This is a genomic window from Rhodoplanes azumiensis (assembly GCF_042682915.1).
Taxonomy (GTDB): Bacteria; Pseudomonadota; Alphaproteobacteria; order Rhizobiales; family Xanthobacteraceae; genus Rhodoplanes; species Rhodoplanes azumiensis.
On sequence record NZ_JBHUIW010000028.1, the window covers coordinates 1 to 12,364 of the forward strand.

10 protein-coding genes are annotated in these 12,364 nt (G+C 71.4%); 1 reads left to right on the forward strand and 9 read right to left on the reverse strand.

Annotated features, from left to right (window positions below):
- Positions 1–123: 123 nt before the first annotated feature.
- A complete protein-coding gene (locus tag ACFSOX_RS19875) occupies positions 124–924 on the forward strand; it encodes a biliverdin-producing heme oxygenase (protein ID WP_378479564.1) in 801 nt (266 codons plus the stop codon).
- Between the two features lie 142 nt (positions 925–1,066).
- Here the strand turns inward: ACFSOX_RS19875 and ACFSOX_RS19880 are convergent, their stop codons facing one another.
- The 9 genes from ACFSOX_RS19880 to ACFSOX_RS19920 form a co-directional block, all read right to left on the reverse strand.
- Complete coding sequence (locus ACFSOX_RS19880) at positions 1,067–3,343, reverse strand: GAF domain-containing protein (protein ID WP_378479565.1); 2,277 nt, start codon at positions 3,341–3,343, stop codon at positions 1,067–1,069.
- Positions 3,344–3,736: 393 nt separating this feature from the next.
- On the reverse strand, positions 3,737–5,107 hold the full coding sequence (gene ppsR, locus ACFSOX_RS19885; RefSeq protein WP_378479566.1) for a transcriptional regulator PpsR: 1,371 nt from the start codon (positions 5,105–5,107) through the stop codon (positions 3,737–3,739).
- A 328-nt stretch (positions 5,108–5,435) separates the two neighbouring features.
- Positions 5,436–5,720, reverse strand: a complete 285-nt coding sequence (locus ACFSOX_RS19890; RefSeq protein WP_378479567.1) for a hypothetical protein — start codon at positions 5,718–5,720, stop codon at positions 5,436–5,438.
- A gap of 11 nt (positions 5,721–5,731) precedes the next feature.
- Entirely contained in the window at positions 5,732–6,265 is a 534-nt protein-coding gene (locus tag ACFSOX_RS19895) for a TspO/MBR family protein (RefSeq protein ID WP_378479568.1), read from the reverse strand.
- Positions 6,244–7,434, reverse strand: a complete 1,191-nt coding sequence (locus tag ACFSOX_RS19900) for a geranylgeranyl diphosphate reductase (RefSeq protein WP_378479624.1) — start codon at positions 7,432–7,434, stop codon at positions 6,244–6,246. The genes ACFSOX_RS19895 and ACFSOX_RS19900 overlap by 22 nt, the downstream gene beginning before the upstream one ends.
- A gap of 7 nt (positions 7,435–7,441) precedes the next feature.
- A complete protein-coding gene (locus tag ACFSOX_RS19905; protein WP_378479569.1) occupies positions 7,442–8,845 on the reverse strand; it encodes a BCD family MFS transporter in 1,404 nt (467 codons plus the stop codon).
- On the reverse strand, positions 8,842–9,741 hold the full coding sequence (gene chlG / locus ACFSOX_RS19910; RefSeq protein WP_378479570.1) for a chlorophyll synthase ChlG: 900 nt from the start codon (positions 9,739–9,741) through the stop codon (positions 8,842–8,844). The genes ACFSOX_RS19905 and chlG overlap by 4 nt, the downstream gene beginning before the upstream one ends.
- 17 nt (positions 9,742–9,758) lie before the next feature.
- Positions 9,759–11,150, reverse strand: coding sequence for a transcriptional regulator PpsR (gene ppsR / locus ACFSOX_RS19915; protein WP_378479571.1), 1,392 nt, complete (start codon positions 11,148–11,150; stop codon positions 9,759–9,761).
- 96 nt (positions 11,151–11,246) lie between these two features.
- Complete coding sequence (locus ACFSOX_RS19920; protein WP_378479572.1) at positions 11,247–12,089, reverse strand: cobalamin B12-binding domain-containing protein; 843 nt, start codon at positions 12,087–12,089, stop codon at positions 11,247–11,249.
- Positions 12,090–12,364 lie beyond the last annotated feature (275 nt).

The window sequence follows — 12,364 nt, forward strand, 5'->3', positions numbered from 1 at the left end:
GAATCAGACCTTCCGCTACCCCGAAACCGCCGTTAACCCGAGTTCGGTGCCCTGGATCCGGCGCTCCGGACATTGATTTCGCCGGACGTCTGACGTCTAGTCGGCGCCTGGTTCGGAGGCCGCATGACCCAACGTTCCGATGTCGCCGCCGGCGCCCCCTCGGGCGATCGTGATGCGACGGCCGACGCCGCGCCCCCCACGGCGGCGCCGGCGCCGCCATCCACCCCCCCGAGCGCCGACGAGATCCGCCGCATCGGCCTGTCGAGCGCGCTGCGCGAGGTGACGGCGCCGCTCCACCGCCAGGCCGAGAAGGCCGGGGCGATCAGCGACATCGTGCGCGGCCGGTCGAGCCGGGCCGCCTACGCGCTGCTGCTGCGCAACCTGCACGCCGTCTACGAAGCGATCGAGCGCGGTCTCGATCGCCATCGCGACTCGCCCGCGGTCCGCCATATCGTGCGTGACGAGGTTTTCCGCGCCGGCGCGATCGCGCTCGACCTCGAGAATCTCTGCGGCGGCACCGCGGCGGCCGCCGCCGTGCCGCTGCTGCCGGAAGGCCGTGCCTATGCCGCGGCGGTGGCGGAGGCGGCCGCCGGCGACGGCGTCGGCCTGATCGGGCACGCCTACACGCGTTATCTCGGCGATCTCAGCGGTGGCCAGACGGTGAGCCAGGTGCTGGCTCGCACGCTCGGCCTCGATGCGGGGATGCGCAACATCTACCGGTTCGCCGGCATCGGCGATCTCGACGCCTACAAGAACGGCTACCGGGCGGCGATCGACCGCGCCGCGTTCGAGACCGAGCGGCCCGACACGATCCTCGCCGAGGCGATGCGGGCGTTCCGCCTCAACATCGCGCTGTTCTGGGCCGTGCAGGCGGCCGCCGACGGCACCGCGACGCGCGCCGGCGCGCCGGTCCCGGTCGCGTAGGCGGTTGTTTCGAGCGAACGGCTGCGGTCGACAGGGGCTCCGCCTGTGCGCAGAAAGACGGAGGAGCGCCGTCGGACACGTCCCGTCGGCGTCTCGGCGGCCGTGCCGCGCGCCCCAGGCCGGGCCGCCGGGGACGTCCGGATCAGTTCGGCCGGCGCGGTCCGCGGCCGGGCGCCGGGCCGGGGCTGTCGCCGGGGCCGCCGGACCCGCGCCGAGGCTCCACCGAACCCCCGCCGACGGCTCTCGGCGCCGGCGCGGCGTCCACCTCCTCGGCGCGTGCCGCGTGGGCGGCGAGATGCGCCAGCACCTCGGCGGTGCGATAGACCGAGGCCTGCACGCTGCCGAGCATCTCGGCCATCCGGGTGGTGTCGAGCCCGTCGGTGATCTCCAGCGCGGCGAGCTGCGCGTTCTCGACCACGGGCGACAGCAGGGTGCGGTAGATGTGGTCGGCCTTGGGCTCGAGCCGCGCCGAGAACAGCGCATTGCGGTCGACCACGTTCTCCTGGAAGCGGCTGCGGGCGCTCTCGGCCGCCTTGCGCTCGGACAGGTCCATGAACAGGAGGACGAAGCCCAGCACCTTGCCGGGCGACGAGAACACCGGGTCGGCCCGCACCAGGAGCTGGCGGGGATCGTCCTGGCCGGCGGCGAGCTGCACCTCGCCCCGCCAGGTGCGATGGTCGCGGGCGAGATCGACCATGCGCCGGCGCACCTCGGCCGCGTCGACGAACAGCGGCACGAGGTCGTCGATGGTGGCGAGCTCGCCGTGCGAGAGGGGCAACAGCCGGTTGAAGGCGGCGTTGCACAAGAGGATGTGGCCGCTCGCGTCGGCGATCACGGCCGGCTGGTCGGAGACCCGCACCTGGCTGCGCACCGTGTCGAGCTGATGCTGGGCGATCAGGAAGCTGACGGCGCGGAACTGCAGCACCACGTCGGTGACCGTGTCGCTGATCAGCCGCGCCGCGGTGAGGTCGGCCGACGTCCAAGCGTCGCTCGTGCCCTCGACGAGCTGATGCCACTTGGCGAAGGAGCGCCGCGGGGAGAGATCCTTCGGCGTGGCGCCGACCTCGACCGGCTTCAACGGATCGCCGCCCCAGGTGACGGTGCGGACCCGCTCGGGTCGGAACCAGATCAGATACTCGCTCGGCGACGGCGACACCGGGGTCGCGAGAATCCCGCTCGCCACCGCCGCGAGGCGGGCGAAGTCCGGCTTCTCGGCGCCGAGCGCCGAGGTGGCATAGAGCGGCAGCCGCGGCCGGCTGTCGAGCCAGGCTCCGATGGCGCGCAGATCCGGCGTCCCCGGCACCTCGCCGGTGGTGAGGATCTGGCCGTCGTAGAGCAGCGCCGCGCCGGTGGCGTTCACCGGGGTCAGCAGCGCCTGAGACTGGTCGAACAGCGCCATCCGCCAGTCGCCCTCGCGGGCGATCGCCTCGATCATGCGCTGCTCGAGCCGGCGGACCGACAGCTCGGCCTGCGCCTGCACGAAGCTCTCCAGCGCCGCGACCCGGGTGGCGACCGCCTCGGCGAGGAGCTCGCACACGGCCCGCACCTCGAACGAGACGCTGCGTGGGACGTAGTGGTGGCAGGCGACGAGCCCCCACAGCTTGCCGCCGACCATCAGCGACGCGACGAGGGTCGCGCCGACCCCCATGTTCTTCAGGTACTGGATGTGGATCGGCGACATGCTGCGCAGCCCGCACAACGACATGTCGAGATCGGCTCCCGAGATCGGCGACAGCCGCGGCTCCAGCGGCACCGGGGTGTAGGCGACGTCGACCAGCACGCGCACGCGGTTGCGCTCGTAGAGTCGTCGGGCGATCTGCGGAATGTCGGACGCCGGGTAGCGGTTGCCGAGATAGGACTCGAGCTCCGGCTCGCGCTGCTCGGAGAACACCTGGCCGTGGCCGAGCTCGTCGAACCGGTAGATCATCACCCGGTCGTAACCGGTGATCGCCTTGTAGATGCGGGCCGCCTCGTCGCACAGGGTGCGCAGCGAGGGCGAGCCGAGAATGCCCTGCAGCGCCTTCTCGATCTGCGACGCCAGCGGCATCGCAGCGCCGGCGCGCTCGAGCTCGATCACCAGCCCTTCGCCGGGCGGCCGGTGGATCAGCACGTCCCAGGAGGCGCCGCCGAAGCGGCAGCGGATCGCGTGTGGGATGGTGTCCAGCGGCTCGGCGAGATGCGGGGCGATCGCCTCGGCGAGCGTCGGTGCCAGGTCGGCCACCCGGCGGCCCAGCACCGGGCCGGGCACGCCGAGAAACGTCGCCGCATTGGCGCTGGCCATGACGACCACGCCGTCGCTCTCGCGCATCATGATGAGCGCGCCGTGCGGCTGGATCGACTGCGCGAGATGGATCTGCTCCAGCTCGCAGTTCGACAGGTCGGCCTGTCCGAACGGCGGGATCGCGAGTGGCTCGCCCAAGTCTCGTTGCTCCGGTGTCGTGCTCGTGCCGTCGTTACGGGTGGGGTCGGTTCGGGGTCGTCGGGCCGGGGCCGGTCCGGACGCATCGTCGCAGGCGTCGGTGCATCGGTGCGGGCGCCCCCGTTCGGCCAGCCGAAGCGGGCCATGTCGCTGCCGGCCATGTCGCCGCCGGACGTGTCGCCGCCGGACGTGTCGCTGCCAGTCGTGTCGCCGCCGGTCGTGCCACGCCCGGTCGGACGCCGATCCGTCGGACCGTCGTCGCCGCGATCCGCCGGCGTGCGGTTCGCAGGACGGGCATCCTTCGGCTTCGAGATCGACAATCTAACCGAAACAGGACGCGCCTCGTCCAGCTTTTGCGGCGGATAAGGATAAAATCGAAGTCGGTGGTATTATTCAGCTCTTGGCCCCGCCGGCCGGCGGGTCGTCGCCGAGATCGTAACGATTGAGCTTGGCGTACAGGCTCTGCCGGGACAAGCCCAGGAGTTCGGCCGCGGCGGTTCGGTTGCCGCCGGCGAGGTCGAGGGCGGCCCGGACATAGTGCCGCTCCACCACGTTGATGGTGTCGCGCACCAGCTTGCGCAGCGAGGTCTTGCCGATCTGCTCGGTCAGCGGGCCGAGCGCCGAGATCAGCCGGTTGGCGTCCTCGGCCGGCGGCAGCCGCCGTGCCACGTCGCGCAGCACGACGCCGATATGCGGGTTGGAGGGATCGCCCGTGCCGGCCGCCGAGATCTCGACCTCGGTCGAGGCGCCGAGCTCACCGTGGATGGTGGTCGAGAACAGGCGGACGAAGCGCTGCCGGTGAACGTTGGCGAGCAGCACCGTGAGGTCGGCGCCGGGGCGCCACAGCCAGCGGCCGAGCCGCTCGCCCACCACCAGGCCCTTCGCCCCGACCTCGACGAGATCGAGGAACGCCTGGTTGGCGCGGCGGATGACGCCTTCCTGGTTGATCACCACGAAGCCGTCCGGCATGCGCTCGATCAGATCCTCCACCGACAGGCGGTCGGCCTGGGCCGGCATCGAAAGCGGTGCGCCGACCGGGGAGAGCTGGATCAGGAAGATCGGCCCCGGATCCGAGGTCATCAGCGAGGCGCGGACCAGGCACGCCTTCCGGGTCTGGCCGAAATGCATGACGATGCCGGGCGCCTTGCCCTGCTCGCGCACCCGCAGCAGCATCGCCTGCAGGAGGTCGCGCTCGTCCGGCAGGACATCGGCCAGGAAGTCGCGGCCGGCGACGCTGTCGGGGCGCGGCCCGACGGCGCCGAGCGCCTGCACGGCGGCCGGGTTCGCCTCGATGATGCGGAGATTGGAGGCGCGCAGCAGCAGCACGGCCTCGGTCGAGGTGTGGAACAGCAGTCGGTAGCGGGTCTCGACGTCGCGCAGCTTCCAGTAGTCGCGCTCCATCGTCTGCTGGGCGGCGATCAGCCGCGACTGCAACTCCGCCACCGCCTGCAGGTTCTTGCCGATGGCGAGCAGGCCAGGCCGGCCGCCGAGCAGCACGGTGGTGTACTCGATCGGCAGCTCGCGGCCACTGGGGAATCGTTGGGTGACTTGACGGAACGCCGAGACGCCGGTCTTGAGGGCGTCCTCGACCATGCGGCGAACCTTCTCGCCGCCGACCTCGGTGACGGTGTCCACCCAGGGACGACCGAGCCAGGCTTCGACGCCTTTTTCGGAGATCGCGTCGGAGAGCGTGACCTCCCGGATCACCCCGTCCATGTCGAGCAACAGGGTGACGTCCGGCTGCGAGATGTTCAGACTGGTCATGGTCGCTCGATACCGAAACCGTTAAAGAGGCGACCGCGCGCTGCCCTCGTTGATCAAGTTCACATGACCACGACAGATGGTCTCAGCGGGAGCCCGGCGGCACAGGGGTTCGCTCACCCGGGGCGAATCAGTATGGCTCGAATTCCCATTCCTTGCTTGTCAATTGGACAGCTGACGCGGCGTCCGTCAATTGAGCTATTGCGGATCGCGGCGTAATTCAAGCGTCAACACGCAAAGTGTCAGGGAATTTTGACCGGGTATGCAACTACGGCGCAGTTCCGACGAAGTTGCGTCCGGTCGGTTGTCGAGGCGCGACCGGATTCGGTCGTCACGACGACTTGACGGTACCCGATGTCGAGCGGGTCAATATATCCGCGATATGGGCCATCAACGCAGCCACGAGGCAGGCTGCGATCCAGATCCAGTCGGCACCGACCAGCGCGGCTCGCACCGCGACGAGCAGGAAGGCACCGGCCGCGAGATTGGGCAGCAGTCGCGACAATGGCGGCAGGCGCCCGGTGATGCGGTGCAGGACGGCGAGGGCGACGGCCTCGACCACGACCAGCGCCAGGATCAGGTCGATCATCCGGCCGCTGGCGAAGAGCTCGGCCATCGCGGGGCCGGTCAGCCGAACGGGCCGTTGAGCTGCACCACGGTCCAGGTCAGGTACGAGGCGATCGTCACCCAGACCAGGTACGGCAGGAAGAGCAGGCTGGCGAGCTTGGAGTCCGTCAGCGGCGCGACCACCATCAGGGCCACGGCGAGCCACAGGGCGCCGACCTCGATCAGCGCCCAGTCGGGCCGCTGCTGATTGAAGAACAGGAAGCTCCACAGCATGTTCAGGCCGCCGACCAGCACGAACAGCGCGACCACCACGCCGCGCCGCCGCGGGCAGGCGACGTCGCGCCAGGCGAACGCCATGCCGATCACCGAGAGCGTGAACACCGTCGTCCAGACGATCGGGAAGGCGTAGTCGGGCGGCTGCCAGGACGGCTTCTTCAGCGCCTGATACCAGTCGCCGAGCTGGGTGAGCTCGCCGCCGACGATGGCGATCCCCGTCGTGAACAGGGTGGCGAGCACGAGAGGCCACCAGAAGCCGCGCGCGCGCGGCTCCTGCGGCAGGTCGACGCGAAGCGTCAGGGGCGAGCGAGACCGCACAGCGTGGCGACGTCCTTGAAGAAGATCCGCACGTGAGCCGCGGGCTTGGCCCGGACCAGCTCCTTGTTCATGTAGGCTTGCCAGGTGAGCCGCTGCACGTCCGGGTCGCGACACATCCCGACGAAACGCTCGCGCGTCCAGTCGCTGCGATACCAGAAGCGCTGCATCATTCCAAGGATGAAGAACACCCGGCCGTGCGCCTTCATGAAGCGCTTGCGGGCGAGCGCGAGGGCGCGCGCGTCGCCGGTCGCCAGCGCCTCGTCGACCGCCTCGGCGGCCAGCCGGCCGCCGGCGAGCGCGTAGTAGATGCCCTCGCCCGAGGCCGGCGCCACCACGCCGGCGGCGTCGCCGGCGAGCAGCACGTCGCGGCCGTTGTCCCAGCGTTTGAGCGGATGCAGTGGGATCGGCGCGCCCTCGTGGCGCAGCGTCTCGCAGGCGTCGAGCCCGGTGGCGCGGCGCAGCTGCGCCACCGCCTCGCGCAGCGCGAAGCCCTTCTTCATCGAGCCGGTGCCGATGCTTGTCGTGTCGCCGTGCGGAAAAATCCAGGCGTAGAAGTCGGGCGACAGCGGGCCCTGATAGTAGACGTCGCAGCGCGCCGGGTCGAAGTCGCCGACTCCGGCCTCCGGCGACCGGACGATCTCGTGATAGGCGAACACCATCGGCACCTTGTCGGCGCCCGGCACGGCTTGGCGGCCGACCTGGGAGACGGCGCCGTCGGCGCCGATCACGGTGCGGGCGCGCACGCTCCGCGGCGTGCCGCTCTCCTTGTCGCGGTAGTGGAGGATCGAGAGGCCGTCGGCGCCGCGCTCGATCCTCTCGAACGTGCCGGTGCGCCGGACGGCGCCGGCCTTGGCGGCGCGCTCGCGCAGCCACTCGTCGAACGGGCCGCGGTCGACCATGCCGACGAAGCCGCCGTCGATCGGCATGTCGACCTGGCGGGCCGAGGGCGCCACCATGCGGGCGCCCGTGATCTTGGCGCAGAGCATGTGGTCGGGGATGTCGAAGTCGCGGATGGCGCGCGGCGGGATGGCGCCGCCGCACGGCTTGATGCGACCGGCCTTGTCGAGCAGCAGCACAGCGCGGCCGCGGCGGGCGAGATCGGTGGCGGCGGTCGCCCCGGCGGGGCCGCCGCCGACGACGACGGTGTCGTAGGTCTCCAGTGCGGGCATGGTCATGTCACCTCCCTGCCTTCGCGGGCGCGTAGAGCGGGTCGTCCGCGTCGGTCTCGCCCTCGGTCAAAGCGATGGTGCGCTCGGAGACGCGGCCCGGATGCACCCGGGCGGCCAGCACGGCCGACACCAGGAACAGCGCGGCCTCGAGCGCGAAGACGGTGGCGTAGGCTGCGACGGGCGAGCCGAGCAGGGCGCGGGCGACGTCGCTCGCCAGCGTCCCGACGAAGCCGCCGACCCCGAACGAGATCGCCTGGGCGGCGCCCCACAGGCCCATGCGCACGCCCTCGCGGTGCTCGCGGCCTTGGCTCGCCAGCCCCATCATCGAGCCGATGGCGGCGACCGCGTAGGCGCCGTTGGTGACGCCGAGCATGAACACGCAGGCGCGCAGCGGCCAGCCGGGGCCGACGAAGGCGCCGAGCGCGAGGCTCGCGAGCGCCACGGCCGAGGCGATGCAGCCGCCGATGCACCACGCCCGCATCGAGGCGAGCGCCCGACCGAAGCGGCCCGTGCCGGCGATGCCGACCGTCACCATGCCGATCAGCACGCCCGAGTGCTGGACGCCGGAGAGCTTGGTCGAATCGCCCGGCGTGAAGCCGAACACGGTGCCGGCGAACGGCTCCAGGATCAGATCCTGGGCGCTGTAGGCGAGCATCGAGATCAGCACGAAGACGGCGAAGCGGCGCGCCTCGGGCTCGGCCCAGACCTGGGCCAGCGCCTCGCGGAACGGCACCTTTCGGGTGTCCTCGCCGCGGCCCGCGGCCGCGGGCGTGGTCGCGGCGCGAGGATCGCCCTCGACGCCCCAGACGGCCAGCACCGAGACGACGACGGCGATCGCCGACACGCTGGTCGCGACCGTGACGAGGCGGGCCGGCGAGAACGGATCGAGCAGATGGCCGGCGCCGCCCGCCGTGACGATGAAGCCGACGATCATCATCACCCAGACGATGGTGGCGGCGGCGGCGCGGCGGTCCGGATCGACGCGCTTGGCGAGCAGAACGAGGAGCGAGGTGCCGGCCGCGCCGACCCCGATGCCGATGCCGACGAAGGCGAGCGCCGCGATCGCGACGCCGAGCGCCACGCTGGTGCCGAGCATCGCCGTGCCCATCGCGGCGGCGGCGCCCGACAGCGCGAGCGTCGCCATGCCGCCGAGGATCCACGGCGTGGCGCGGCCGCCCGAGTCGGAGCCGTGGCCCCAGCGCGGCCGCAGCACCTGCACGGCGTAATGGATGGCGACGAGCGCGCCGGGCAGCATCGCCGGCAGGGCGAACTCGACCACCATCACGCGGTTGAGCGTCGAGGTGGTCAGCACCACGATCGCGCCGAGCGCCGTCTGCACGAGGCCGAGCCGGACGATCCCGACGATACCGAGCGGTGTCGCGCCCGCTGCGAGGTGCGCGGTCGGGCTCATGCCGGGACTCCGAGGCTCGCGAGCGCGACGGCGCTCGTCATCATGCCGGCGACGTAGAGCGTGACGCCGAGGCCGCTGAACCACGTCGCCTTGGCGATCGGCGCGCGCAGGAAGCGCACCGCGAGCCCGCCCTGCGCGACGAGCAGCGCGGCGACGATCGCGGCCTGGATCGGCTTGCCCCAGCCGACCAGCAGGGCGATGACGATCACCTGCGGCACCGCCATGACGATGCAGGCGAGGCGGGCGGCGGCGTCGACGCCGAGCTGCACGGGCAGCGAGCGCACGCCGGTGCGGATGTCGCCCTCGATCGACTTGAAGTCGTTGAGCGTCATGATTCCGTGCGCGCCGACGCTGTACAGGACGGCGAGCGTCACGATTCGCCAGTCGGGCAGGCCGCCGATCATCACGGCGGCGCCCGTGAACCACGCGAAGCCTTCGTAGGTGATGGCGCAGGCGGCGTTGCCCCACCAGCCGTTCTGCTTCAGCCGAACCGGCGGCGCGCTGTAGAGCCAGGCCAGCACCAGGCCGACCGCGGCGGCGCCCAGCACCCAGGCGCCGAGCTGGCTCGCCAGCGCCAGCGACATCCCGGTCCAGAGAATCGCGAGATAGAGGCCCCAGCGGCCCGGGATGCGGCCGGACGGGATCGGCCGGTGCGGTTCGTTGATGGCGTCGACATGGCGATCGAACCAGTCGTTGACGACCTGGCTCGTCGCCACCAGCAGCGGCCCGCACAGCACGATGCCGGCCACCACCACGGGCCAGCGCGGCCCGAGCGGCAGCCCGGACGAGACGACGCCGCAGGCGAACGCCCACATGGGCGGGAACCAGGTGATCGGCTTCAGCAGCTCGAGCACGGCGGACGGGGCCGGCACCTGCATGGTCGTCGTCACGCTCATCCCGGGGCGCTCACTCTTCACTCTTCGGTTTCACCGTGGTCGCCGGCGTCGGCGAGGCCGTAGCGGCGCAGCTTCACGTAGAGGCTCTGGCGCGACAGGCCGAGCATCTCGGCCGCCGAGGCGCGGTTGTTGCCGGTCAGCTCGAGCGCCGCCTCGATGCACAGGCGCTCGACCACGTCGGTCGCCTCGCGCACCAGCTCCTTGAGCGACACCCGCCCGACCAGCTCGGTGAGCTGATCGACCGAGCGCGGCATCTCGCGGCCGGCGCGCGCGTCGGTCGGCAGGCGGCGGCCGACATTGCGGACCGTGAAGCCGTAGAAGGGCTCCGCCCCGTTGGCGACGGCGGCGGCCGAGATCTCGACCTCGGCCTGGGCGCCGAGCTCGCCGCGCAGCGTCGTCGCGAACAGCCGCACCGAGCCGATCTGGCGCAGATTGGCGACCAGCACGTTGAGGTCGACGCCGGAGCGGCCGAGCCAGCGCTCGAGCGACTCGCCGCGCGCCTGCTCCTCGCTGGCGAGCTGGGCGAGGTCCAGGAAGGCCGGGTTGGCCGCGAGCAGACGGCCGTCGCGGTCGGTGACGACGATGCCGTCCGGGGCGTGCTCGAAGAAGCGCAGCAGCTTCGCCCGGCTCTCGGTGCCGGCACCGGCGCCGTCGCGCTCCGGCAGCGACAGGCGGACCAGGAACAGCGAGGCGTTCTCCTGTCGGAACAGCGAGGCGGAGACGAACACGGTGCGGCCGGAGTCGACCAGGCGGGCGCGCGTCGAGTCGGAGCGGCCGGCCGAGCGGACGCCGGCGAGCAGTGCCTGGATGGCCGGCACGGTGTCGGGCTCGAATGCCTCGAGGAACGGGCGGCCGATGATGCGGCGGCCGAGATCCCCGAAGGTCTGGGCGGCGGCCGGATTCGCCTCGACCACCCGCTGCGACGAGGTGTCGACGATCAGCACCGGCTCGGGCGACATCTGGAACAGGAGCCGGTAGCGGGTCTCGGCGTGGCGCAAGCGCGTGTAGTCGCGCTCCATCGATTGCTGCGCCTCGACGAGCCGTTGCTGCAGCTCGGCGACCGGGCGCAGGTCGCGGCCGACCGCGACCAGCGGGCCGGACGCCAGCCGGATCGCCGAATAGAGAATCGGCACGTCCATGCCGCGGGTGGAGGGATGATTGACCTGGCGGCGCGGGGTCGCCTTGTCGCCTGCCTCGCGCAGCAGCGCCTCGACCTTGGGACGACTCTCCGTCGTCACCGTGTCGGCGAAGGTCTGGCCGAGCAGCGGGCCGTGACCCTCGAGGGCGGACCGCAGCTCCGGGCTCTGGCAGGCCATGTCGCGGATGATGCCGTTGTCGCCGACCACCAGCGCAACGTCCGCCGCGGCCGCGACGAGGGTCGCCGCCGCCTTCACGTCCAGCTCGCCCAACGACTCTATCGGCGCTCTGAAGCCGTTCACGTGCGACCAAGTCCTTTTTCGAGCCGTCACCGGCCCGCCATCGTCCTGGTCGGCGCGTGGCGTCGATCACGGACGATGGGCGAGCGCGGCGACGAGATTCTGGGCCTGAATGGGGGCCTGGCGAGCGTCGACCGCGACCGCGTCGGCCCCGACCCGGGCGACATAGTCCGGGTGATCGACGAAGACGCGACCGCCGACCAACACGCCGACCGAGCGGTTGCAGGACTCGCGGCGAACCGTCTGGATGCAGGCGGCGAGCGCCTCCAGACGGGACTCGCAGCTCAACGAGAAGCCCACCACGGCGAACCATTCGTTGCGGACCATGGCGGCGAGGTCGGCGCGGGCCGGAACCGGCGCGTCCCAGACGAGCCAGCCGGCGCGGCGGAAGAACTCCGCCACCATGGCGATGCCGAAGGTGTGCTGCTCGCCGGGCGCCGGGACGAGGAGCACCGGCAGGCCTTCCTGCAGGTGCTCGACCTCGCTGTGGAACGAGGCGCTGAACTCGCGCAGCACGCGATGGAGCCGCCACAGGCCGAGCGTGACCTGGGTGAAGTCGCAGGTGTCGTCGGTCCACATCTCGCCGAGACGCCGGGCGGTCGGCGCCAGCACGTCGAGATAGACGCGCTCGACCGGCATGCCGCGCGCCAGCACGGCCTCGACGAAGCCGAGCGCGCCGGCGTCGTCGCCGGCCAGCACCCGGTCGGTCAGCTCGGCGACCTCGTCCGCGTCCAGTGCGGTGCCCGGCATCGGCAGCTCGTCACAGGTGCAGGCGTGGGCGAGCACGAGCTTCGGGACGATGTGGTGCTCGACGGCGCGGTTGACCGGTGTCGCCACCGCGGAGGAGGACCACGGCGGCTCGCTGCGGTGCGCCTCGCTGCGGTGTGCCTCGCTGCGGTGAACGTCGCCCACGGCGATCCGTTCGGCGGCGCGGCCGTCGCCAGGATAGCCGCTCGTTCTGACCCACCAATCCCTCGCCGCCACCTGGGGTCTCGCTTCGGCCATAGCTACGCCTCTCAACCAGTTAAAGCCCGCGGGGATGAACAGTCAAGTTTAGTTTACGTACAGAATTGTTGACACCACCAGGGAAGCATCTTAGGCTGCCTTCACGATGGCACGCGCAAGGAGCGGCGCGATGCAAAAGGGTGACTCAGAGGGGGTGGTCTCGTCTGCATGTTGCGCAACGC

Bases quoted from the DNA above. Each gene is read 5' to 3' on its own strand.
- ACFSOX_RS19875 (WP_378479564.1), top strand. From the start codon at position 124: ATGACCCAACGTTCCGATGTCGCCGCCGGCGCCCCCTCGGGCGATCGT.
- ppsR (WP_378479566.1), bottom strand. From the start codon at position 5,107: ATGACCAGTCTGAACATCTCGCAGCCGGACGTCACCCTGTTGCTCGAC.
- ACFSOX_RS19890 (WP_378479567.1), bottom strand. From the start codon at position 5,720: ATGGCCGAGCTCTTCGCCAGCGGCCGGATGATCGACCTGATCCTGGCG.
- ACFSOX_RS19900 (WP_378479624.1), bottom strand. From the start codon at position 7,434: ATGCCCGCACTGGAGACCTACGACACCGTCGTCGTCGGCGGCGGCCCC.
- ACFSOX_RS19905 (WP_378479569.1), bottom strand. From the start codon at position 8,845: ATGAGCCCGACCGCGCACCTCGCAGCGGGCGCGACACCGCTCGGTATC.
- chlG (WP_378479570.1), bottom strand. From the start codon at position 9,741: ATGAGCGTGACGACGACCATGCAGGTGCCGGCCCCGTCCGCCGTGCTC.